At 61.7% G+C, this 24,330-nt stretch carries 18 protein-coding genes; 9 read left to right on the forward strand and 9 right to left on the reverse strand.

Translation table 11 applies throughout. The features are described from left to right. Nucleotides 1-178: 178 nt before the first annotated feature. The 3 genes from A11A3_RS11800 to A11A3_RS11810 all read right to left on the reverse strand — a co-directional run bounded on the left by A11A3_RS11800 (nt 179) and on the right by A11A3_RS11810 (nt 2,975). Entirely contained in the window at nt 179-781 is a 603-nt protein-coding gene (locus A11A3_RS11800) for a peroxiredoxin (RefSeq protein WP_008929533.1), read from the reverse strand. 247 nt (nt 782-1,028) lie between these two features. Further along, complete coding sequence (gene grxD, locus A11A3_RS11805) at nt 1,029-1,370, reverse strand: Grx4 family monothiol glutaredoxin (RefSeq protein ID WP_008929534.1); 342 nt, start codon at nt 1,368-1,370, stop codon at nt 1,029-1,031. A gap of 54 nt (nt 1,371-1,424) precedes the next feature. Next, nucleotides 1,425-2,975, reverse strand: a complete 1,551-nt coding sequence (locus tag A11A3_RS11810; RefSeq protein ID WP_008929535.1) for a hydantoinase B/oxoprolinase family protein — start codon at nt 2,973-2,975, stop codon at nt 1,425-1,427. 237 nt (nt 2,976-3,212) lie between these two features. On the opposite strand from A11A3_RS11810, the gene A11A3_RS11815 reads away from it, so the two are divergent. Together A11A3_RS11815 and argF are read left to right on the forward strand one after the other, a co-directional pair. Next, nucleotides 3,213-4,394: an aspartate aminotransferase family protein gene (locus tag A11A3_RS11815; protein WP_008929536.1), complete on the forward strand. Its 1,182-nt coding sequence runs from the start codon at nt 3,213-3,215 to the stop codon at nt 4,392-4,394. Next, complete coding sequence (gene argF / locus A11A3_RS11820; protein ID WP_008929537.1) at nt 4,391-5,299, forward strand: ornithine carbamoyltransferase; 909 nt, start codon at nt 4,391-4,393, stop codon at nt 5,297-5,299. Before A11A3_RS11815 ends, argF begins: the two co-directional genes overlap by 4 nt. A 160-nt stretch (nt 5,300-5,459) precedes the next feature. Here argF and A11A3_RS11825 read toward each other — a convergent pair whose 3' ends face one another. From A11A3_RS11825 to A11A3_RS11845, 5 genes are all read right to left on the reverse strand, one after another. Continuing rightward, the gene (locus A11A3_RS11825) at nt 5,460-6,563 is read right to left on the reverse strand and encodes a GGDEF domain-containing protein (RefSeq protein WP_008929538.1); all 1,104 of its coding nucleotides are present in this window, start codon (nt 6,561-6,563) and stop codon (nt 5,460-5,462) included. Continuing rightward, nucleotides 6,560-7,663: a GGDEF domain-containing protein gene (locus tag A11A3_RS11830; RefSeq protein ID WP_008929539.1), complete on the reverse strand. Its 1,104-nt coding sequence runs from the start codon at nt 7,661-7,663 to the stop codon at nt 6,560-6,562. Before A11A3_RS11830 ends, A11A3_RS11825 begins: the two co-directional genes overlap by 4 nt. Nucleotides 7,664-7,822: 159 nt before the next feature. Beyond that, nucleotides 7,823-9,301 (reverse strand): glycerol kinase GlpK, encoded by a 1,479-nt coding sequence (glpK, locus tag A11A3_RS11835; protein WP_008929540.1) that lies wholly within the window; start codon nt 9,299-9,301, stop codon nt 7,823-7,825. Nucleotides 9,302-9,525: 224 nt separating this feature from the next. Then, a complete protein-coding gene (locus A11A3_RS11840; RefSeq protein WP_008929541.1) occupies nt 9,526-11,148 on the reverse strand; it encodes an ATP-binding protein in 1,623 nt (540 codons plus the stop codon). A 28-nt stretch (nt 11,149-11,176) separates the two neighbouring features. Continuing rightward, the gene (locus A11A3_RS11845) at nt 11,177-11,899 is read right to left on the reverse strand and encodes a response regulator (protein ID WP_008929542.1); all 723 of its coding nucleotides are present in this window, start codon (nt 11,897-11,899) and stop codon (nt 11,177-11,179) included. Between the two features lie 672 nt (nt 11,900-12,571). Here A11A3_RS11845 and A11A3_RS11850 point away from each other — a divergent pair. The 3 genes from A11A3_RS11850 to A11A3_RS11860 all read left to right on the forward strand — a co-directional run bounded on the left by A11A3_RS11850 (nt 12,572) and on the right by A11A3_RS11860 (nt 17,317). Then, entirely contained in the window at nt 12,572-15,457 is a 2,886-nt protein-coding gene (locus A11A3_RS11850) for a ribonucleoside-diphosphate reductase subunit alpha (protein ID WP_008929543.1), read from the forward strand. 175 nt (nt 15,458-15,632) lie between these two features. Then, nucleotides 15,633-16,925: a ribonucleotide-diphosphate reductase subunit beta gene (locus A11A3_RS11855; RefSeq protein ID WP_040297125.1), complete on the forward strand. Its 1,293-nt coding sequence runs from the start codon at nt 15,633-15,635 to the stop codon at nt 16,923-16,925. A 176-nt stretch (nt 16,926-17,101) separates the two neighbouring features. Beyond that, a complete protein-coding gene (locus A11A3_RS11860; protein ID WP_008929545.1) occupies nt 17,102-17,317 on the forward strand; it encodes a hypothetical protein in 216 nt (71 codons plus the stop codon). 123 nt (nt 17,318-17,440) lie between these two features. Here the strand turns inward: A11A3_RS11860 and A11A3_RS11865 are convergent, their stop codons facing one another. After that, nucleotides 17,441-19,153 (reverse strand): amidohydrolase, encoded by a 1,713-nt coding sequence (locus A11A3_RS11865; RefSeq protein ID WP_008929546.1) that lies wholly within the window; start codon nt 19,151-19,153, stop codon nt 17,441-17,443. A 375-nt stretch (nt 19,154-19,528) separates the two neighbouring features. On the opposite strand from A11A3_RS11865, the gene A11A3_RS11870 reads away from it, so the two are divergent. The 4 genes from A11A3_RS11870 (at nt 19,529) to A11A3_RS11885 (ending at nt 24,299) form a co-directional block, all read left to right on the forward strand. Beyond that, complete coding sequence (locus A11A3_RS11870; RefSeq protein WP_008929547.1) at nt 19,529-21,169, forward strand: acetolactate synthase large subunit; 1,641 nt, start codon at nt 19,529-19,531, stop codon at nt 21,167-21,169. Between the two features lie 139 nt (nt 21,170-21,308). Next, a complete protein-coding gene (locus tag A11A3_RS11875; RefSeq protein WP_008929548.1) occupies nt 21,309-22,739 on the forward strand; it encodes an aldehyde dehydrogenase family protein in 1,431 nt (476 codons plus the stop codon). Between the two features lie 214 nt (nt 22,740-22,953). Then, complete coding sequence (locus A11A3_RS11880) at nt 22,954-23,775, forward strand: endo alpha-1,4 polygalactosaminidase (protein ID WP_008929549.1); 822 nt, start codon at nt 22,954-22,956, stop codon at nt 23,773-23,775. A gap of 29 nt (nt 23,776-23,804) precedes the next feature. Continuing rightward, nucleotides 23,805-24,299 (forward strand): DinB family protein, encoded by a 495-nt coding sequence (locus tag A11A3_RS11885; RefSeq protein WP_008929550.1) that lies wholly within the window; start codon nt 23,805-23,807, stop codon nt 24,297-24,299. Nucleotides 24,300-24,330 lie beyond the last annotated feature (31 nt).

Raw genomic sequence — 24,330 nt, forward strand, 5'->3', positions numbered from 1 at the left:
GGGCGGCTGGCCGCCACCGCCGGCCAGGGAGATACCGCCAACACTGGCCAGGGAACTGGATTGAGACGGTCTGAGGTCGGACGTCAGGGGTAGCACGACTAACAGAAAAAAGCGTTGGCTGTCAGACGCAAAAAAAAAAGGGCGCCATTTCAGGCGCCCTTTTTCTTTGTGCTGCTTGTTACAGCTTGTCGGCGTTGCCAGACAGGTACTCGGCCACACCGTCCGGGGTGTCCTTCATGCCGGAGTCACCTTTCTGCCAGCCTGCCGGGCAGACTTCACCGTGCTCTTCGTGGAACTGCAGGGCGTCAACCAGACGAATCAGCTCGTCCATGTTACGACCCAGCGGCAGATCGTTGACGATCTGGCTACGTACCACGCCGTTCTGGTCGATCAGGAAAGCACCGCGGAATGCCATGCCACCCTCGGACTCCACGTCATAGGACTGGGCAATACCGTGGTTCATGTCGGCGGCCAGGGTGTATTTCACCGGGCCGATACCGCCTTCGTTGACCGGGGTGTTACGCCAGGCGTTGTGGGTGAAATGGCTGTCGATGGACACGCCGATCACTTCCACGCCACGCTCTTTGAAGGCGTCCATGCGGTGGTCCAGAGCGATCAGCTCGGACGGGCATACGAAGGTGAAGTCCAGCGGGTAGAAGAACACCAGACCGTACTTGCCCTTGATCGCTTCAGACAGGGTGAATTCATCGACAATGCTGCCATCGCCCAGAACAGCAGGAACAGTAAAATCAGGTGCGGGTTTACCAACCAGTACGCCCATGTTTCTCTCCATTGATTGACGTTAAGTGTGCGTGGGAGCTCCTCGAAGAAGGGGCCCCGAATAATTCTGGCAGCGATCATAGCGCGGCGGCTGACCGGCTGCATGGCACTATCATGGGGATTGCGCCACAGCTTTCAACAGCTGTTCGCAGTTGTTGTGATTGGAATTTCCAATCATTCGGCCATTGTCTGGCCAGTCATGCAAAAAAGCCCGGCCAGGCCGGGCTTTTGGGCAAAGGCTACCGAGCTCAGGCGTTACCGCCCTGCTCTTCCCCTTCTACCGCGGCACCGTCCACCAGGTCCTTGAGCTGACCGGAGCGGTACATGTCCATGATGATGTCACAACCACCGACCAGCTCGCCGCCCACCCACAGCTGCGGGTAGGTGGGCCAGTTGGCGTATTCCTTGAGGCTCTGGCGGATTTCCGGCGCTTCCAGGATGTTCACGTAGGCAAACGGTTTGCCCACGGCGGTCATCGCTTCCACCACCTGGGCGGAGAAGCCGCACTGGGGAAACTGGGGGGTGCCCTTCATGTAGAGGATCACCGGGTTTTTCTCGATCTGGTCTTTGATGACCTGCATCACATCCATTACTTCACCTATAACAAATTGATTCGGCGCGGCTGCGCTTGCCGCCCCATTGTATCACTGATGGCCCCCGTAACCGCCACCACCGGGTGAGGCAATCGTCAGACGATCACCGGGGCGGGCCTGGCCACTGTATTTGGGGGGCAATCGGGTGTCATTCAAGCGGTTTTCGCCCGCCGCCCCCGGTTGCCCGCCCGCCAGCCCCCAGGGTTGATGGATGCGGCGCTCGGTGAGCAGGGTAAAACTGGCCGGCGCCAGGAACTCCAGTTCGCGGACAATGCCGTCGCCGCCAGGCCAGCGCCCGGCCCCGCCACTGCCACGGCGCAGCTGGTAACGATGCACTCGCAGGGGGTAATGGGCTTCCAGGCTCTCGATGGGGGTATTGAGGGTATTGGTCATGTGGCTGTGCACCGCCGACAGCCCCGGGCCTCCGGCATGGGCGCCGGTGCCACCGGCCATGGTTTCGTAGTAATCCCAGCCCTGTTCGCCGGCGGCGCCCATGGCCACATTGTTCATGGTGCCCTGGCTGGCCGCAGGGATGGCCTCGGGCGCGGCCTGGGCCAGGGCGCCGAGTACCACATCCACCACCCGTGAACTGGTTTCCACATTGCCGGCGGCCACCGCCGCCGGGCGGCGGGCATTGAGCAGCGACCCCGACGGCGCGCTCAGGGTAATGGGCCGAAACAGACCATCACAGGCGGGCACGTCCTCGGGCATCAGGCAGCGAAAACAGTAATAGGCCGCCGCCGCGGCCACCGACAGCGGGCAGTTGATGTTGCCGGCTACCTGATCTGCGGTGCCGGTAAAGTCCAGGTGCGCACTATCGCCCTGGAGGGTCAGGCACAGCTGAATGGCGATATCCTGCTGGCCCTGGCCGTCATCATCCATCAGATCACTGAAGTGGTACTGCCCCGCCGGCAACTGCGCCAGGCGCGCCCGGGCCCGCCGCTCGCCGTAGGCATTGAGGGCATCAAAGGCGGCGGTCAGGGCCGACTCACCCTGTTGCTCACCCATCTGCGCCAAACGCCGGGCGCCGGCTTCACAGGCGCTGGCCTGGGCTGCGAAATCGGCAAAACGGGCACTGGCCTCAGGCAGGCTGTCGCCCTCGGGCAGGCCCGCCAGCCGCCGACACAGGGGGACCTGCCACTGGCCGGCCCGCTTCAGCCAGCTGGGCGCAATCACCAGGCCTTCCTGATCCAGGTGTGTGGACACGGGCATGGAGCCCGGGCTGTGGGCTCCGATATTGGCGTGGTGGGCACGGGTGACGGTGAACCCCAGCAGCACCCCGCCGGCAAAGACCGGCGCCACCACGGTCACATCCGGCAGGTGGGTGCCCCCCAGGTAGGGGTCATTGACCACCAGCAGGTCGTCGGCCTGCCAGTCCCGGGCGCCCACCAGGTCCGCCATGGCATAGGCCATGGAGCCCAGATGCACCGGAATATGCGCCGCCTGGGCACACAGCCGACCCGCCGCATCGAAGATGGCGCAGGAAAAATCCAGCCGGTCCTTGATATTGGGCGACAGGGCACTGAGGCGCAGCAAGGCGCCCATTTCGTCACAGATGCCGGACAGGCGGTTGGCGAAGATACTGAGCTGGACGGGATTCATAAGGGCAATTGACAGTTGATAATTGATAGTTGATAGCTAAAAGCACGAAACTCGGGGCAGTCTGCTCTTGTTGATAATGGCCATCAACTATTAACTATTGGCCAATAACTACGCTATTATCGTTCTTTCCGGCAGCCATGGGCTGCCGTTTTTTGTTTGGGGCGGGTACTCAGGGCATCTTTATCCAGAGCCGGGGCCCGTTATCAATTTTCCATTATCAATTATCAATTGCCTGCTATGTCGCAATACTTGATCCCCACCTATGCACGGCAACCCGTTGCCTTTGTGCGCGGTGAAGGCGTGTGGCTGTTTGACGACAGCGACCGGCGCTACATGGATGCCATTTCCGGTATCGGTGTCTGCAATCTGGGCCATTGCCACCCGGCGGTGACCCGTACCCTGGCCGAGCAGGCCGGGCGACTGATGCACACCTCCAATCTGTACCGGATCGACTCCCAGGAAGCGCTGGCCGAGCGCCTGTGCCAACTGAGCGGGATGAAGCGCGCATTCTTTTCCAACTCCGGTGCCGAGGCCAACGAAGCGGCCATCAAGATTGCCCGCCTGTACGGCCACAACAAGGGGGTCCAGCGGCCCACCGTGATCGTCATGGAAGGCAGCTTCCACGGTCGTACCATGGCGACCCTGTCGGCCACCGCCAATGCCAAGGTCCAGGAAGGCTTTGCGCCGTTGCTGGACGGCTTTGTGCGGGTGCCCTTCAACGACCTGGAGGCAGTCAGGGCACTGGCGGACAACCGGGATGTGGTAGCGATACTGGTGGAGCCGGTACAGGGCGAAGGCGGCATCAATATCCCCGCCGACAATTACCTGGGCGAGCTGCGGCAATTGTGCGATGACCATGACTGGCTGCTGATGCTGGACGAAATCCAGTCCGGCAACGGCCGTACCGGCCACTATTTCGCCTGCCTGGGCCAACAGGTGCAGTCGGACGTGCTGACCACCGCCAAAGGGCTAGGCAACGGCTTCCCGATTGGCGCCTGTCTGGTGGCCGGCAAGGCTACGGACGTGTTCGGCCCGGGCAACCACGGCAGCACCTACGGCGGCAACCCGCTGGGCTGCGCCACCGCATTGACGGTGGTGAACACCCTCAATGACGGGGTCATCGAGGCCGTGGCCGACAAGGGCCAGCGCCTGGCCGAAGGCTTCAGGGAAGCACTGGCCGACCAGCCCCTGGTCACCGAAATCCGCCAGCGGGGCCTGATGCTGGGCCTGCAACTGGACCGTCCCTGCGGCGAACTGGTAGCCCTGGCCCGCGAGGCCGGTCTGTTGATCAATGTCACCGCCGGTTCGGTGGTGCGGCTGCTGCCACCGCTGATCATTAGCGAGGAAGAAATGCAGTTTCTGATTACCACCCTGAGCGAGGTGATCCACGCCTTTGCCCGGGCCCAGGAGGTCGCATGACACGCCATTTTCTGACCCTGACCGACCTGACGCCCAAGGAACTGGGCTACCTGATCCAGCGCGCCATCGAGCTCAAGACCATGCTGCGTAACGGCCAGCCGCATACGCCCCTGCAGGGCAAGACCCTGGGCATGATTTTCGAGAAATCCTCCACCCGGACCCGGGTGTCGTTCGAGGTGGCCATGACCCAGTTCGGCGGTGCCAGCATCTTCCTGTCACCGCGCGATACCCAGCTGGGCCGGGGTGAGCCGATCGAGGATTCCGCGCGGGTGCTGTCGCGCATGGTGGACGCGGTGATGATCCGTACCTTCGATCACGCCACCGTGGAAACCTTTGCCCGCCATTCGGCGGTGCCGGTGATCAATGCGCTCACCGATGATTTCCACCCCTGCCAGCTGCTCGCCGACATGCAGACCTATGTGGAGCATCGCGGCAGCATTCAGGGCAAGACCGTGGTCTGGGTGGGTGACGGCAACAACATGTGCGCCAGCTACATCAATGCCGCCGCCCAGTTCGACTTCAACCTGGTAATCAGCTGCCCGGACGGCTTTGCCCCCGCCCCGGCCCTGCTCGACAAATACCCCGAGCGGGTGCGTATCGAACAGGACCCGGCTAAAGCCGTGGAAGGCGCCCATCTGGTGGTCACCGATGTGTGGGCCTCCATGGGCCAGGAAGAAGAGCAGAAAGCCCGCGAAGCGGCCTTCCGCGACTACCAGGTAACCCCGGCGCTGATGGACCAGGCCGACCCGCAGGCCCTGTTCATGCACTGCCTGCCTGCCCACCGTGGTGAGGAAGTGAGCCACGAGATGATGGAAGACCCGCGTGCCGTGGTCTGGGACGAAGCGGAAAACCGCCTGCATGCCCAGAAAGCACTGCTGGAGTTTCTGCTCACCGGGCAGCATTGAGAAGGCAATTGATAATTGAGAATGGATAACTGCGCGGAGCAGGCTTACTGATCCCGTAACACAAGAGGCCGCGATCCTCCCAGGGTTCGCGGCCTCTTGTGCTTGCATCCAGATAAACATTGGCGTGCATCGTTATCCATTATCCGTTCTCAATGGCCTTTCACGCCACTCGGGTCTGGTCCCGCCCGCCGCTCTTGGCCTGATAGAGGCCCTGGTCGGCACGGTGCAGCAGCTCGTCCACGCTCTCGCCCTCGTGGTAGGAGGCGACGCCCACCGACAGGCTCACCGATAGCGGCCCGCCCTGATCGTCAAAGGCCTGCTCGCGCCAGCGTTTACGCAGCCGCTCGGCCACCAGACGGGCGCCGTCCACATCACTCTGCGGCAGGATCAGCAAAAACTCTTCGCCGCCCAGGCGCCCGAAAAAGTCGCCGTCGCGCATGCCCGACATGGCCAGGTCGGAGAAGCGTTTAAGTACCCGGTCGCCCCATTCATGGCCAAAACGATCGTTGATCTTCTTGAAATGATCCAGGTCCACATAACAGACCGAAAATGGCGTACGACCGGTATCGGCCAGGGCTTTCTGGCGCTCCAGGATTTCCATCAGGTGGCCGCGGTTGAACAGCCCGGTCAGGTCATCGCGAATGGCCAGCTCCCGCACCTGCTTGACCGCCCCGGCCAGCGCCCGGTTCTTGTCCGCCAACTCGTTGCGCAGGCGGTTGATGGCGCCGCCGGTGACCGCAAAACTGATACTGATCATGGTGAACACCAGCCATTGCAGGGCCTCCACGGAGAAGCTCAGCCCCACACCCCGGGCCTGGAATGCCATCCACAGCATCACGGCATAGGAAACACTGGCGCCAATCCCCACCGCCGTCATCACCCGGGCGCGCAAGCGGAATGACACCAGCAACAGGTGAGCGAAGAACAGCATCACCACCGCCAGCCGGAATTCATCCACGTAATAACCACTGACCATGTACATGCCGATACAGAAGGTGATCAGCGGCAATGACAAACTCGGTTCAGACAGTCGCAGCGTGGCACCCAGGTTCAGCAGCAACAGGTAAACCAGGAAGGCCGCCCAGATACCACCAAACAGTATCAGGAAGGCACGGTCGGCCAGATGGAAATAGCCCAGCCGCAGATAGACCACGCACAGCAGGGTATGCATGCCCAGAATCGCCAGCGCAGAGCGGCCATGACGGCGCAGCAGACGTCGTTCACTGAGCGTCAGGCGGCGTGCCTGATTGAGCTCCTGGTTCATGACTGCCCCTCCAGCACCAGCTGATCACGGCCACCGCCCTTGGCCCGGTAGAGCGCCTGATCCGCCTGGCGAATCAGTGACGCCGGCTGCTGACCCGGGCGCAACATGGCCAGCCCGGCGGACACGGTCACCGACAGCCCGGGCGCCTCACTGAAGCGCTGACTGCGCATGCCGGCGAGAATCCCCTCGGTAACGTCCGTGGCCTCGGCAATCTCGGAGACCGGCAGCACCAGCATGAATTCCTCGCCACCCAGCCGGGCGGCAAAGTCCCGGTTGCTGAGATGGCGGCGGGTCAGCTCGGCAAAGCGCTTGAGCACCAGATCACCGACCCGGTGGCCGAATTCATCGTTGATGGCCTTGAAGTGATCCAGATCCAGATAGACCAGCGCCAGGCCATAGGCGCCGCGCGAGGACTGGCCACAGGCCTTGCCCAGCAATTCCATGGCATGGCGACGGCGGTAAAAGCCGGTGAGCTGATCCTTCACCGCCATGTCCTGGATGCGCTCGACAATCTCGGCCATCTGGTGGTTGCGCAGGGCCAACTGGCGACGGATGTTGGAAATCTCCGAGGCCAGCAGCACCAGCGCCAGCACCATCACCGAGAACAGGCCCCACTGGATCCATTCGGCCTGCCAGTCCATCACCTCCGGCCAGTAAGCACCCACTATCGACACAATCAAGGCATAACCGACAACACAATAGAGCGCAAGCCCCACAAACTGCCGAAACGATGCCTGAAGCACGCCAATTTGCACCACCGCGAAGAAAATCATCATGACGCAAAGACGCACCTGATCAATAAAGAAGGCGGTAATCAGCAACGAGGTGGTGGACCAGATCATCAGCGGCATGATCATGGAGGGCTCGGCCAGGCGACGGTTGAGGCCCAAAGCCATGAACAGGATGAACAGCAGATGGCCGGCCCAGAGCAGCGCAAACAGGCCGTAGAAAAGCGCGGGAGTGCCACGGAAGAAATCCAGCTGCAAGGCGATCCAGCACAACAGGCTGTGCGCCCCGCCACCGGCGAGGACAGCGAACAGCACCCGGCGCAGTCGCTGGGACTGCACGGCGGGAGATTGCAGGGTAAAGCCTTCGGGCATGCTCAGGTTCCAGGCACAGGCTTGATATGCAAAAGAGCGCAAAATCAAGCGAACAAGTCTAAAGTATTAATTTTTTATTTAAGATTAATACTAAATGCTGAACAGTTCACAGTTTTCCGTCGCCCCGCAGACACCAACCATCGCCTTGCTCGCCGGTGTTCAGTGGCGGCAGACCCGGGCGACCGCATCCCGCCAGCCCTGGTAACGCCGCTGTCGCTCGCCCTCCTCCAGTTGCGGGGAAAACTCCCGCTCACAACGCCACTGCTCGGCGATGCGCTCCAGGGAGTCGTACAGGCCGACACCCAGACCGGCCAGATAGGCCGCGCCCAGGGCGGTGGTCTCGGTGACCTCCGGCCTGTCCACACAGACCCCCAGCACATCGGCCAGGGTCTGGCTGAGCCAGTTGTTGACCACCATGCCGCCATCCACCCGCAGGGTGGTGGGCCGGGTACCGCAGTCCGCGGCCATGGCTTCCAGCAAATCCCGGGACTGGTAGCAGACGGCCTCCAGCCCGGCGGTGACCACCTCGGCAATGCCGGTGTCCCGGGTCAGCCCCAGCAAGGCGCCGCGGGCATCCGGGTCCCACCAGGGCGCCCCCAGCCCGGTAAAGGCCGGCACCAGATAGACACCGCCGGCCGAACCCACCTGGCGCGCCAGCGCCTCGGTTTCACTGGCATGGGAAATCAGGTTGAGACCATCGCGCAACCACTGGATGGCAGCACCGGCCACAAAGATGGAGCCTTCCAGGGCGTAATGGGTTTCGCCGTTGAGACGGTAACCCACCGTGGTCAGCAAGCGATTTCGGGACGCCACCGCCTTGCCGGTATTCATGACCATGAAGCAGCCGGTGCCATAGGTACTCTTGACCATGCCGGGCTCGAAGCAGGCCTGGCCCACCAGGGCGGCCTGCTGGTCTCCGGCGATGCCGGCCACCGGCACGGCGGCCCCCAGCAGCTCCGGGCAGCACTGGCCGAAGTCCGCGGCGCAGTCCTTGACCTCCGGCAGCAGGCAGGCAGGAATATTGAACAGCGTGAGCAGGTCATCATCCCAGCACTGCTGGTGGATGTTGAACAGCAGGGTCCGCGAGGCATTGGTAGCATCGGTGGCGTGGCTGCGCCCGCGGGTCAGCTTCCACAGCAGCCAGCAGTCGATAGTGCCAAAGGCCAGCTCCCCGGCCTCGGCCCGGGCACGAACACCGGGCACGTTATCCAGCAGCCAGGCCAGTTTGGTGGCGGAAAAATAGGGGTCCAGCAGCAGCCCGGTCTTTTCCTGCACACGGGCCTCGTGGCCGGCTTCCTTGAGGGCGGCGCAGGTCGAGGCGGTGCGCCGGTCCTGCCAGACGATGGCCGGCGCCACTGGCTCGCCGGTCTGACGGTCCCACAGCACCGTGGTTTCACGCTGGTTGGTAATGCCAATGGCCGCCAGGTCCCGGGCATCCAGCTTGGCATTGCGCAAGGCCTGCCGACACAGGGCCAGGCAGTCATTCCAGATCTCCATGGCATCGTGTTCCACCCAGCCATCATGGGGAAAATGCTGGCGAAACTCTTTCTGGGCCTGGCCGATGGCCCGGCCGGCGGCATCAAAAACGATGGCCCGGGAACTGGTCGTGCCCTGGTCGATGGCAAGAATATGAGACATGACAACCTCGGTGGGGATTATTCATTTTTTGAGCAAGCCTACCGTAACAGGACAGAAACACCAGCCCTCAACCGGGCCGTTTTCCGCGCATAACAAAAAGCCCGCCAGGCGAGGACCGGGCGGGCTTTTTCGAGGAGACTGCTTTTACACCGAGGAGGATGTAGGACTAATACTATCGACCTACCTGACCAGCGTCTGTTTCACTATGATAATCAATTGTTGCGTTATGTAATCCGGCCGCCCAGCACGTGCTGGCCCTTTTGTTCGCGGGGCAGGATCACCCGGAAGCGGGCGCCGCCCTGGGGGCTCTCGGCCACCACGATGGCGCCGCCGTGCCAGTCGACGATGCGCTTGACGATGGACAGGCCCAGGCCGTAACCGCCACTGGCGCGATGCCGGCTCTTGTCCAGCCGGGCAAAGGGCTTGAACACCCGCTCACGCTCGTGCTCGGGGATGCCCGGACCATCATCATCCACATCCACCACCACCGCGTCGTCCTGCTCGCTGATACGCATGACCACCTGGGAACGGGCGTAACGCAGGGCATTGGTCACCAGGTTCTGCAGGATGCGGTGCAGGTAACGCTCTTCGCCATCGAGCTGCAGGTCGGACGGGTCCGCCTCCACGGCGATGGCAATCTCCCCGCGAATGGGCTCCAGCTCCTGCTGCAACTGCTCGCACAGCTCCACCACGGCCACCGGCTTGAACTCGATATTGGGTGTGCCCTGCTCCAGACGGGCGTAGGTGAGGATTTCATCGATCAGCTGGTCCAGCTGCTCGATGTCGTGATCCAGGGCATTGAGTTTTTCCCGACGCTGCTCCCCGGACTCGATGTCCGCCAGCATCTCCAGCCCGAAGCGCAACCGCGCCACCGGTGTGCGCAGCTCGTGACTGACGGCACGGGTCATTTCCCGCTGGGACTCGATAAGACGGCGGATGTGAGAGGTCATGCCGTTAAAGGTGGCCGCCACCTGGCCAATGGCATCACTGCCTTCGATATTGGCATAGGCGGTCAGGTCACCGCTGCCCAGCTGGCTCACGGCCCGGTCCAGCTGGCGTAACCGGTTCTGCAGCGGTCGCACCTGCAGGTAGGTGGCCAGTGCCACGGCCATCAGGCTCAGAGCCCCGGCCACCAGCAGCAATTCGATCGGAAACTGGTCAAACAGGCTTAACGGGCCCACCACCAGCACCTTGCCGGTATCGGCCACCGGCGCATAGATGCGAATACTGGAATTGATGCGGGCACTGTCATCCAGGGCGATAACCACTTCCCGCCGGTTGAGGCGCTGGCGCTGCTCCGCATCCAGCGTGATCGCCGAGCGCGGCTCAATGGTCATGGGGTAGCCGAAATGACTTTGCAGATCCTGCAGGCGCTGCTGCCACTGCTCCTGCGGGAAATGCGCCAGATGGTTGAGAATCAGTACCGCGGTGGCCCGGGCCTGTTGCTCGGACACCCGTGTCATGCGGGTGGTGATGTATTCATCCTCGCCGGGCAGCTGGTAGATGATGTCGGCGTAACCCTCATCATCATTGAGGCGCATCACCACCAGGCCTTCATCCAGGTGCAGGTTTTCCCGGTAGGTCAGCTTCAGGGCTTCACCGGTTTCCAGCTTGATATCGGCACTGAACAACCGGCTGAGTACCTGGCTCCAGCGATCCCGTTCCTCGTCGCCGGTCTGCCGCTGGTAGCCCTCCGCCATCAGGTAGAAGGTACCGCGCGCCATACGTTCGCGATAGATATCGGACCGGTAGTGGTTGACCAGCTCCACGGCGGCGTAGGTGATGGCGCCGATAAAACATAGCGCCAGCAGCAGGCCGCCGTAGAGCCGCAGAAAGATACTATTCAAGGCGCACCTTCAGCAGGTAGCAGACCGGTCAGACCGCGCCCATTTCCTTGACGAACAGATAGCCCTTGGAGCGCACCGTCTTGATACGCTTGGGGTTCTCCCGGTCATCACCGACCTTGGGACGGATACGGGAAATACGCACATCGATGGAACGGTCCTGGCCGTCGTACTGAATGCCGCGCAGCTTCTCGAAAATGGTCTCGCGCGACAGCACCGTGCCGGCATTGGACGCCAGCAGCCACAGCAGATCGTACTCGGCACTGGTCAGATCCACGGACTCGCCACCCAGGGTCACTTCCCGGGCCGAGTTGTCGATGACCAGGGCACCGAATTCCAGGCGGGCCGGCGAATTGTCACGCTCATTGTCGGTTTCCACCCGGCGCAGCAGCGCGCGGATGCGGGCCAGCAGCACACGGGGCTTGACCGGCTTGGCGACATAATCATCGGCGCCCATTTCCAGCCCCAGCACCTGATCCATGTCATCGGTGCGGGCGGTCAGCATGAGGATGGGATTCTTGTAGGTGTTGCGCACTTCGCGGCACACCGTCAGGCCGTCGGCACCGGGCAGCATCAGGTCAAGCACGACCAGATCAGGCTGTTCGGCACGGATACGGCGAATGGCTTCTTCCCCGTCACTGACAACAGTGACATCAAGGCCGTTACTTTGGAGATATTCACAGGTCAGATCAGCAAGACGCTCATCATCTTCCACGATCATGATGGCTGGCGGGTTATCCTGCACCGTTGTCATCCCGTCCTTATCCTTTTTGAATTTGTATCGTTATGGTCTCTTGTCGGTGACACCAACCCGGTAAACACCACAGAGCTTTCCCTTTCGTTACGTTTATACGCATAGACGCCCGCTACGGCAACCGTACACCTGCGCCTTTAACACTCTCTCACATCAGGCCTGACGGGGGCTTCAGCCCCCCGATTCACGGTTGACAAACACTATATATAGTAACGGCGGGCCGTCGCGCCGGGCCACGAAAAAGCACCCACAACACCCCACAGGTTATCCACAACATTTCCCCAGGCGAAGTGCTTGCAAAAACGCGGACGCAACTATAACTTGTAGTGAATTCGGATGCCGACCCCAAGATGTTGGGTTTTTGTAAAAGCACATCCGTACTGGAAAGCCACCGTCTCCAGACGGTAAAAATGCCGGAACAACAGTCATTTAGCGCATTTCTTCCAGACAGAGGACAATAACAAGTCATGGACGAAGCACAAGATATAGTGGTCCATACCAGCAATTGGCCACCACACACACCCAAAAGACGATTTTCACTGCCGCGGTAAGCCCTATCGCGGCGGTCGTGCGTGGTGTTGTCCTGACGGCAACACACGCCGCGCCAGAGGCGCACCCAAGACAGCCAGTACCACAGACAACCAGAACAGCATGCATAACGGAGAGCGCACCATGCAGACGGACATCAGCCAGAACCCGCAGGCCGAAGCACAGCGCAACGGCGGCACCGACGACCAGGATCAGTCCATTGCCACCACTGCCCCCGGCCAGCTGCGCGTGATCAAGCGCAATGGCAAGGTGGTGAGCTACACCGACGACAAGATTACCGTGGCCATTACCAAGGCATTCCTGGCGGTGGAAGGCGGTACGGCGGCGGCGTCCTCGCGCATCCATGAAACCGTGGCCCGGCTCACCGAACAGGTCAGCGCCACCTTCAAGCGCCGCATGCCCTCCGGCGGCACCATCCATATCGAGGAAATCCAGGACCAGGTGGAACTGGCGCTGATGCGTGCCGGCGAGCACAAGGTAGCCCGTGATTATGTGCTCTACCGCGAGCGCCAGGCCGTCAAGCGTGCCGAACAGGCCCACGATCTGCCCGAGGCCACCCACAAGGTGGACATGTCCGTGACCATGGAAGACGGCAGCAAGGCGCCGCTGGACATGGCTCGCCTGGAGCACCTGATCCGCACCGCCTGCGAAGGCCTGGCGGAAGTGGATGCCGACAAGATCATCAAGGAAACCGTCAAGAACCTGTACGACGGTGTGTCCATCAATGACGTCAACACCTCCATGGTGATGACCGCGCGCACCCTGATCGAAGTGGAGCCTAACTACTCCCTGGTCACCGCCCGCCTGCTGATGGACAAGATCCGCGCCGAAGCGCTGCAGTTCCTGGGCGTGGCCGAGCGTGCCAACCAGGAAGAAATGGAAGCGCTCTACGGCCAGGCCCTGCAGGCCTACATCACCAAGGGCATCGAGCTGGAACTGCTGAGCCCGCAGCTGGGTGAATTCGACCTGGAAAAACTGGGCGCCGCCATGAAGGGCGAGCGTGACCTGCAGTTCTCCTACCTGGGCCTGCAGACCCTTTACGACCGTTACTTCATCCACCACAACGACACCCGCATCGAGCTGCCGCAGTGCTTCTTCATGCGTGTCGCCATGGGCCTGGCGGTGGAAGAGGATGATCGTGAAGCGCGCGCCATCGAGTTCTACAACCTGCTGTCCAGCTTCGATTACATGAGCTCCACGCCGACCCTGTTCAACGCCGGCACCCTTCGCCCGCAGCTGTCCAGCTGCTACCTGACCACCGTGCCCGACGACCTGCACGGCATCTACGGCGCCATCCAGGACAACGCCATGCTGAGCAAATTTGCCGGCGGCCTGGGTAACGACTGGACCCCGGTGCGCGCGCTGGGCTCCTACATCAAAGGCACCAATGGCAAATCCCAGGGCGTGGTGCCCTTCCTGAAAGTGGTCAACGACACCGCCGTGGCGGTGAACCAGGGCGGCAAGCGCAAGGGGGCGGTCTGTGCCTACCTGGAAACCTGGCACATGGACATCGAGGAGTTCCTGGAGCTGCGCAAGAACACCGGTGACGATCGTCGTCGTACCCACGACATGAACAGCGCCAACTGGATTCCCGACCTGTTCATGAAGCGTGTGCTCAATGAAGAGGACTGGACCCTGTTCAGCCCCAACGACACCCCGGACCTGCACGACCTGTACGGCGAAGCCTTCGAAAAGGCCTACCTGGCCTATGAAGAGAAAACCCGCAGCGGCGAACTGAAACTGTTCAAGCGCATCCCGGCCATCAACCTGTGGCGCAAGATGCTGTCCATGCTGTTCGAAACCGGCCACCCCTGGTTCACCTTCAAGGATCCGTGCAACCTGCGCAGCCCGCAGCAGCACGTGGGCGTGGTGCATTCATCCAACCTGTGCACCGAGATCACCCTCAACACCAGCCAGGACGAGATCGCCGTCTGCAACCTGGGCTCGGTGAACCTGGCCCAGCACATCGGTGACAACGGCCTGGATACCGACAAGCTGCAACGCACCGTCAACACCGCCGTGCGCATGCTCGACAACGTGATCGACATCAACTACTACAGCGTGCCGCAGGCGGAACGCTCCAACATGAAACACCGGCCGGTGGGTCTGGGCATCATGGGCTTCCAGGATGCGCTCTATAAGCAGGGCATCGCCTACGCCTCCGAGCAGGCGGTGGACTTCGCCGACAAGTCCATGGAAGCGGTGAGCTACTACGCCATCCAGGCCTCCGCCAAACTGGCCGAAGAGCGCGGTGCCTACCAGACCTTCGACGGCTCCCTGTGGAGCCAGGGCATTCTGCCGATCGACTCCATCGACATCCTGGTCAAACAGCGTGGCGAGGAGTACTGCAAGGTGGATCGCAGCCAGACCCTGGACTGGAACAGCGTGCGCGAAATGGCCAGGAAAGGCATGCGCAACTCCAACGTGATGGCCATCGCGCCCACCGCGACCATTGCCAACATTACCGGGGTTTCACAGTCCATCGAGCCCACTTACCAGAACCTGTACGTGAAATCGAACCTGTCCGGCGAGTTCACCGTGGTCAACCCCTACCTGGTCAACGCCCTGAAAGAGCGCGGCTTGTGGGATAACGTCATGGTCAACGACCTGAAGTACTACGACGGTTCCGTGCTGCCGATCGAGCGCGTGCCGGACGACCTGAAAGAACAGTACCGCACCGCCTTCGAGGTGGAGCCGCGCTGGCTGGTGGAAGCGGCCAGCCGTCGCCAGAAGTGGATCGACCAGGCCCAGTCCCTGAACCTGTACATTGCCGAAGCCAACGGCAAGAAGCTGGACGTGACCTACAAGATGGCCTGGTTGCTGGGTCTCAAGACCACCTACTACCTGCGTGCCATCGGTGCCACCCAGGCGGAGAAATCCACCATCAATGACGGCAAGCTCAACCGCGTCTCTTCCAAGGTGGAAGAGCCGGCCGCGGAGTTCGGCCAGGCCGCCGACGTGCCGCAGGCCTGCTCCATTGATGATCCGGATTGCGAGGCCTGCCAGTAACAGTAGCCGGCCAGGCCCTGGGGAACCCCCAAAGCCTGCGCTACCGGAAAAGGGTCGGACGTCTGACGACAAAAGCAAAAGCGTCCGACGTCAGACTTCTGACGTCCGACCGGCCAAAGAATACGCAAGCGGTGATCTTCACCACCAAACTTGTTAGAAAGGAATGGAGAGAAACATGCTGAGCTGGGACGAATTTGATGCGCAAGAGACGCCTGCCGCCAAGCCGCAACCAAAACCCGCAACGCCGCCGCAACCTGAGACGGTTTCTGCAGAAACGGCACCTGCAACTCAAGCACCGGCAGCGGGAAGTGCGCCGGCTGATGGACAGCCAGGACACGACGAACTGCGAGGACGAACCGACAACGCCGTGAGCGATGCGGTGGAACGCGCCCAGGCCGCCGTGGCGGAGATGGATATCACCGAAGGCGTAGCCGAGCTGGAAGGCACCTCCGGCCGTGTAGAGGTGGACGACAAGCGCATGATCAACTGCCGCGCCGACCTCAACCAGCTGGTGCCCTTCAAGTACGACTGGGCCTGGCAGAAATACCTGGACGGTTGCGCCAACCACTGGATGCCCCAGGAAGTGAACATGAACGCCGACCTGGCGCTGTGGAAAAAAGCCGACGGCCTGACCGACGACGAGCGTCGCATCGTCAAGCGCAACCTGGGCTTCTTCTCCACCGCCGATTCGCTGGTGGCCAACAACCTGGTACTGGCCATCTACCGGCTGATCACCAACCCGGAATGCCGCCAGTACATCCTGCGCCAGTCCTTTGAAGAGGCGATTCACACCCACGCCTACCAGTACTGCATCGAATCGCTGGGCATGGACGAAGGCGAGATCTTCAACATGTACCAGGAGATTCCGTCCGTGGCCAAGAAGGCCCAGTGGGGTATCCAGTACACCCGCGAACTGTCCGATCCGGAATTCACCACCGGCACCGTGGAAACCGACAAGGCGCTGCTGGAAAACCTGATCGCCTTCTACTGTGTCCTTGAAGGTATCTTCTTCTACTGCGGCTTCACCCAGATCCTGTCCATGGGTCGGCGCAACAAGATGACCGGCGTGGCCGAACAGTTCCAGTACATCCTGCGTGACGAATCCATGCACGTGAACTTCGGCGTCGACGTGATAAACCAGATCAAGCTGGAAAATCCGCACCTGTGGGATCAACAGATGCGCGACAAGGCCACCCAGATGATCCTGGAAGGCACCGAGCTGGAAATCCAGTATGCCCGCGACACCATGCCGCGCGGCGTGCTCGGCATGAACGCGCCGATGATGGAAGAGTACCTGCAGTTCATCGCCAACCGCCGTCTCGCCCAGCTGGGCCTGCCGGAGCAGTTCAAGGGCGTGAACAACCCCTTCCCGTGGATGAGCGAAATCATGGACCTGCGCAAGGAGAAAAACTTCTTCGAAACCCGGGTCACCGAGTACCAGGTGGGCGGGGCCCTGTCCTGGGAATAATGCACACCGAAAGGGCGCCACTGGCGCCCTTTTTTATGCCTTGACCGTTCGTCCCCGGCGAACAGAAATTCATCGCAACGGCAGGTTTAGTGTTTGTTTTGTCGATACATCATTGGCACCATGGAAATGGGTCACCGGTGTCATCGTGGCCCCGTTCAAACTGCTGGAGGCTTCGCATGAGCGATTACGACGAAAGAGAAGACGGTTACCAACAAGAAGCCGAAGACCTGCTGGAAACCATTGAGCAGGTAGAGGAAACCCTGTCAGTCATGACCAAGGTTGTCGGGCAGTTGAAAGAGCAGGTGGCCACCCACCTGGACAGCAGCACCATCGAAATGAGCGCCGAGGAATTCCTCGAGCAATGCGAGAATCTGGAAGGCACCTGGCACTGAGCCACCGCCTGACCGGATACTGACACGGCCGGGCACCGTTCCGGCCTCTGCCGCCAGCCTGCGGGGCGCCCTGCCCCGGCTGGCGTACTGACTCTTGACCGGCTGCCAACATCGGCAATCCGGCTAGCGGGCCTCCTGCCCCTGCGGATACCGCAGCACACCATTGACCCAGGTGCCCAGCACCTGAATGCTCTGCCAGCCCTGCAAGAACTCGCGCGGGTCACGGTCAAGCCATACCAGGTCCGCCTTCTTTCCCGGCACCAGCGAGCCGGTCCAGCCGTCCACCCCCAGTTGCCGGGCGGCATCAATGGTCACCGCCTGCAGCGCCCGCTGTACGCCGATGGCCTCCTGTGGCCCCAGCAATTCACCGCCGGAAGTACGCCGGTAGACGGCATTCCAGACCAGTTGCAGCGGCAGAAACGGCACCACCGGTGAATCCGCATGCAGGGTAAAACGCAGGCCGCGCTTTTGTGCCTGGGCCAGCGGGCTGATGCGAGCCGCCCGTTGCGGCCCCAGGAACAGATCCCGGTGGCGGTCACCCCAGTAATAGACATGGGTGTTGAAGAAGGTGGGTGTCACCTCCAGCGCCACCATGCGATCAAGCTGTGCCGGCGTGGCCATCTGTGCATGCACCAGCACCGTATCCGCCTTGATCTGCGGGCAGGCGCGCCGGGCCGCGGCAACCGCATCCAGTGTCATGGCGATGGCCGCATCGCCGTTGGCATGGACCGCCACCCGACGGCCCTTGCAATGAAACTCGGTCACCTGGGCGGCCAGCGCCGACGTATCCATGGCTGGAAAGCCCACATAGCCCGGCGGGTATTCCGGCGGCAGACGGTAATAGGGCTGCGACAGAAACGCAGTGTAGCCCTGAATGGAGCCATCACTGACCAGCTTCACCGGCCCCTTGATCACCTTTTTCGACCAGGGCAGCGACAGCGCCCCGCTCTCCAGCTGATGTTCCGCCTCGGCGTCGGGCCAGATATCCAGGCGCAGCGGCAGCATGCCGATATTCAGCGCCGGGCGCAGATGGCGCAGCATGGTAGGGGTGGCCAGGCCGTTCTGGGCAAAGGTGATACCCCGGGACAGGTAGAGCTGCGATGCCTTGTTGAGCACCTTGAGGCCATCCATGGCCGACAGGGCCAGGGCCTGCTCGCGCACCGGCGCGAAGGCGCTTTCTGCCAGCAACCCATTGAGATGACCGTCGGCATCACGACCGTAATAGCCGCCTGGCGGATCCTGACTGTTGTCATCCAGGCCCAGCAAGGTCAGCGCGGCGGAGTTGACCACGCCCAGGTGACCGGAAATATGGGTGACCAGAATCGGCTGATCCCGGCTTACCGTATCCAGCTCCTGGCGGGTCGGAAAACGTTGCTCACCAACGCGGGTGTCATCAAAGCCATAGGCCAGTAGCCAGCCCTGCGGGCGTTTCTGGGCCAGCATCTTGAGCCGCTCGAGCAGATCCTTGATACCGTAGAGATCACCAATGGGCGGGCTGTTGGCATCCACGGCCACCGCCGCCAGGCCCTCGCCGGGGAAGTGGCCATGGGCTTCGATAAAGCCGGGCATCAGCACCCCGCCTTTCAGGTCGATCACCCGCACGTCGTGGCTCACCTGCCGACGCAGGGTTGCCTCATCACCCAGTGCCACGATGGTATCGCGGCGCACCAGCATGGCCGACGCCCGGGGGCGGGACGGGTCCATGGTCATCACTGTGCCATTGACGAACAGCTGGGCCGGCGGTGCCGGCGGATTGAACCAGCGATACACGCCTCCCGCCACAACGGTCAGCAATGCCGCCAGCACCAGCACCCCCACGAGCAGTTTCTTTGCCATCACGGTCTCCCTGTTTGCCACGACTGTGCCGCCGGTTGGCGCAGCAGGCAAGCACTTGCCTCTCTGTGGGCAACCCATCGTCATGGGCAGGTTGGCGACAGATCGGTTTTTTCAATAAAAAGGATTCGTTATAGACATACCTATGCAGGGTGTCACCGCGCTATAGTGAAGCTCGCACAATCCTCCATGCACCCATTAAGTGCAGAATTTGTGCACCAACAGGAGGAAAAGCCGGCATCATCCTTGCATCAGGGAGCCCCTGAGACACCCATAGCTCCCCCAGACTGGATTTAGCCGCATCACACCCCATACCCCTGTATGGATGCCCGGCCGGCCAAAAGCCAAACGGGAACTGAAACTGGAGACAGAGAGAGAATGAAAGCTTCGGATTTGTTCGTTCGTGCCCTGGAAGCCGAAGGAGTAGAACACGTCTTCGCCATCCCCGGCGAAGAAAACCTGGATCTGCTGGAGTCCCTGCGCGGCTCGAAAATCAAGCTGGTCATCACTCGCCACGAGCAGGCCGCCGGCTTCATGGCCGCCACCTATGGCCGCCTTACCGGCAAGGCCGGGGTGTGCATGTCGACCCTGGGCCCCGGCGCCACCAACCTTGTGACCGCCGCCGCCTATTCCCAGCTGGGCGCCATGCCGATGGTCATGATTACCGGCCAGAAGCCGATCAAGACCAGCAAGCAGGGCCAGTTCCAGATCATTGATGTGGTCGACATGATGCGCCCGCTGACCAAGTTCACCAAACAGGTGGTCAGCGGCGATTCCATCCCCACCCGTATTCGTGAAGCCTTCCGCCTGGCCCAGGAAGAGCGCCCCGGCGCCACCCATCTGGAGCTGCCGGAAGATATCGCCCGGGAGCACTCCACCATGCCGGTCACCGAGCCGAGCATGACGCGCCGGCCGATCGCCGAAGACAAGGCCATCTGCAAGGCCATCGAAGCCATCCAGGGCGCTCGCAAGCCCCTGCTGCTGGCCGGTGCCGGCGCCAACCGCAAGCTGACCAGCAAGATGCTGCGTCAATTCGTGGAGAAACTGGGCATCCCGGTAATCACCACGCAGATGGGTAAAGGCGTGGTGGATGAAACCGGCCCGCATTTCCTGGGCAACACCGCCCTGTCCGACGGCGACTTTGTGCACCGCGCCATCGACCAGGCGGACCTGATCATCAACGTGGGCCATGACGTGGTGGAGAAACCGCCTTTCTTCATGCGCCCGGGTGGCGCCGAAGTGGTTCACATCAACTTCAACTCCGCCCAGGTGGATCCGGTCTACTTCCCGCAGATTGAAGTGATCGGCGATATCGCCAACAGCCTGTGGCAGCTCAAGGAGCGCCTGGAACCCCAGGAACACTGGGGCTTCTCCGACTTCCATCGCATCCGCGATGCGCTGCAGAAACACATCGCCGACGGCATCAAGGACGACAGCTTCCCGATCCGCCCGCAGCGACTGGTGGACGAGATCCGCAAGATCATGCCCGAGGATGGCATCCTCACCCTCGACAACGGCATGTATAAAATCTGGTTCGCCCGCAACTACCCGGCCACGCAACCCAACACGGTGCTGCTGGATAACGCCCTGGCGACCATGGGCGCCGGTCTGCCTTCCGGCATGGGTGCCAAGATGGTTCACCCGGATCGCCGCGTGATGGCCATCGTCGGTGACGGCGGTTTCATGATGAACAGTCAGGAACTGGAAACCGCGGTGCGCATGAAGCTGGATCTGGTGGTGCTGATCCTGCGCGACGACGGCTACGGCATGATCAAATGGAAGCAAAGCGACATGGACTTCCAGGACTTCGGGCTGGATTTCCAGAACCCGGACTTCGTTGCCTACGCCAAATCCTATGGTGCCAACGGCCACCGGGTGGACTCCACCGCAGGCCTGGCGCCGCTGGTGGAAGAGTGCTTCCAGGCCGGCGGGGTGCATGTGATCGACTGCCCGGTGAACTATGCCGACAACAACCGCATTCTCAACAGCGAGATCCGCGAGTTAAGCAGCAAGTTGTAATTGGCCAGATAAACGGTGGTGCCAGCCATCACCGTTTGCGGTTTTGATTATAGCGTCGGACGTCCGACGTCTGACGTCCGACGCTTTTAAAGACAGCCACAAACCTCATGGCCCCGACCAACGCCATCAAGGAACCGAAATGCTAAAAGACGCCTACCCCTACTACCTGGCCAACGAGGCGGTCTTCGCCAACCAGGATCTGGACGTCACCGACAAGTACAGCGGTGAAGTCGCCACCCGCGTGGCCATGGCTGACGCCGCCACCATCGACAAGGCCATCGACGCCGCCGACAAGGCCGCTGGTGCCATGGCCAAACTGGCCCCCTACGAGCGCCAGGCGATCCTCTATCACTGCGTGAAACGCTTTGAAGAACGGTTTGACGAACTGGCCGAAGCGCTGTGCATCGAGGCCGGCAAACCGATCAAGGACGCCCGTGGTGAAGTGACCCGATTGATCGACACCTTCCGGGTCGCCGCCGAGGAAGCGGTGCGTATCAACGGTGAAATCCCCAACCTGGAAATTTCCGCCCGGGCCAAGGGCTACCGCGGCATGATCAAGCGCGTCCCCATTGGCCCCTGCTCCTTTATTTCACCGTTCAACTTCCCGCTCAACCTGGCGGCCCACAAGGTGGCTCCGGCCATTGCCGCCGGCTGCCCGTTTGTACTGAAACCCGCCAGCCGCACCCCCATCGGTGCCATCATCATCGGTGAAGTGCTGGCGGAAACCGACCTGCCGAAAGGGGCCTTCTCGATCCTGCCCTGCCACCGTGAAGGCGCCGATCTGTTCACCACCGACGAGCGCTTCAAGTTGCTCAGCTTCACCGGCAGCCCGGATGTGGGCTGGGATCTGAAAGCCCGGGCTGGCAAAAAGCCGGTGATTCTGGAACTGGGCGGCAACGCCGCCGTTGTGGTGGACGAAGACGCGGACCTCAATGATGCGGTAGAGCGCATCGTATTCGGCGCCTTCTACCAGTCCGGCCAGAGCTGCATCGGCGTGCAACGCATCCTGATTCACGATGCCGTCTACGACGAACTGAAAGCCCGGCTGGTGGAAAAGACCGCCTCCCTGAAAATGGGCGACCCGAAAGACGAAGACACCTTTATCGGTCCGGTGATCTCCGAGGGCGAAGCCAAACGCCTGGAGAGCTGGATCCACGAAGCGGTGGACGCCGGCGCCACCTTGCTGGTGGGCGGCAAGCGCGATGGCGCCATGCTGCAGGCCACCTTGCTGGAAAACGCCCCGGCCGGCACCAACATTGTCGAGGAAGAGGCGTTTGGCCCGGTGGCAGTGATCAGCCGCTTCAGCGATTTCGATGACGCCCTGAAGACGGTCAACGACTCCAAGTTCGGCCTGCAGGCCGGCATCTTCACCCGCGACCTCTACAAGGCCCAGAAGGCCTGGGACGAACTGGATGTGGGCGGCGTGGTGATTGGTGACGTTCCCAGCTGGCGGGTGGATAATATGCCCTACGGCGGCGTCAAGGATTCCGGCCTGGGCCGCGAAGGCATCCGATGGGCCATCGCCGACATGACTGAAGAACGTCTGCTGGTGATCCGCACCCCGCAGTAACGCTTTACCCTCCCTCTGGACCAGGGAGACCGGGCCCCGCCATTTCGGTGACGGGGCCCGTTTTATTTTCAGCCCCCGGCGATTCCATGATCCTGCCGGCGACCGCCCGGTTCGCCGCTGCCGACATTACAAATGCTACACAGTTTGCCGGCTTTCCCGTTCATGAAAAGGTGCTAGCCTTGGCCCGTTGTCTCCTTTTACGGTCCTCGCCTCCATGGATAGCTCGATCAGTCTTATCACGCTGCTGTTTTCCCTGCTGCTGCCCCCCTCCAGCCCGGCACCTGACCCGACGCCAGGCCCGTCACCCGTGGCCCAGTGGTACCAGCCGACCCTGGATACCGACTGGCAGATCCAGCTGCAGGGCACGCCCAATACCGGTTACCCGGTGGAGCTCTATATCCTCGACATGTTCGATACGCCCCAGGCCACCATTGATGACCTGCATGCCAGCGGTCACAAGGTAATCTGCTACTTTTCCGCCGGCACCTTCGAGAACTGGCGTGATGACAAGGGCCGGTTCACCACCGCCGACAAAGGCCGCCGTCTGGGTGACTGGCCCGGCGAGCGCTGGCTGGATATCCGTTCGGACAATGTGCGCAGCATCATGGCCGACCGTCTGGACCTGGCGGCCAGCAAGGGCTGTGACGGCGTCGACCCGGATAACATGGATGGCTACAGCAACAGGACCGGCTTCCCGCTGACCTACCAGGACCAGCTCACCTACAACATTTATCTGGCCAGCGAGGCCCATGCCCGTGGCATGGCGGTGTCGCTCAAGAATGACCTTGGCCAGGTCAATGATCTGGTGGCAACCGCTGACTTCGCCGTCAACGAATCCTGCCATCAGTGGGATGAATGCGACCTGCTGCAACCGTTCATTGATGCCGGCAAGCCGGTGTTCCATATCGACTACCTGTACAGTCAGGACCCGCTGGGCCGGGCGGCGCTGTGTCAGCAGATGAACCAGCGGCAGTTCCGTAGCCTCACTCTGCCCCAGGCCCTGGATGACAGTTTCCGGTTTTCCTGTAATCCTTGAGCGGTTACTGGCAGAACGGATGACCGGCCATGTCTGTCTCCCTGTTCCGGGAAATGGCCCGCTACAATCAATGGCAAAATCGCCAGCTGTACCGGGCCTGCGGTTCCCTTGACGATGCCCATCGCAAACGCGACTGCGGCCTGTTCTTTCACTCCATTCACGGCACCCTCAACCACCTGCTGCTCACTGACCGTTTGTGGATGGCCCGCTTCACCGGCGACAGCTTCACGGTGACCGGTCTGGATCAGCAACTGTACGAACAGTTCGACGAACTGTGCGAACAACGGCAACACACCGACCGGCAGATTGTGGATTTTTTCGATCAGCGTATCGACGAGGATCTGCAAGGCATTCTCAGCTACCAGTCCGCCGCCACCGGCGAATGGCGCAGCTTTCCCCAGGCGCTGTGTTTCAACCATTTCTTCAATCACCAGACCCATCATCGCGGCCAGATCACCGCCGCCCTCAGCGCCCAGGGCATCGATTTCGGCGTCACCGATCTGATTTTCATGCCCCGCCAGTGACCCGGATCAGTGCCCGGCCCGGGGCCGGCAC

The organism is Alcanivorax hongdengensis A-11-3 (assembly GCF_000300995.1).
GTDB lineage: Bacteria > Pseudomonadota > Gammaproteobacteria > Pseudomonadales > Alcanivoracaceae > Alcanivorax > Alcanivorax hongdengensis.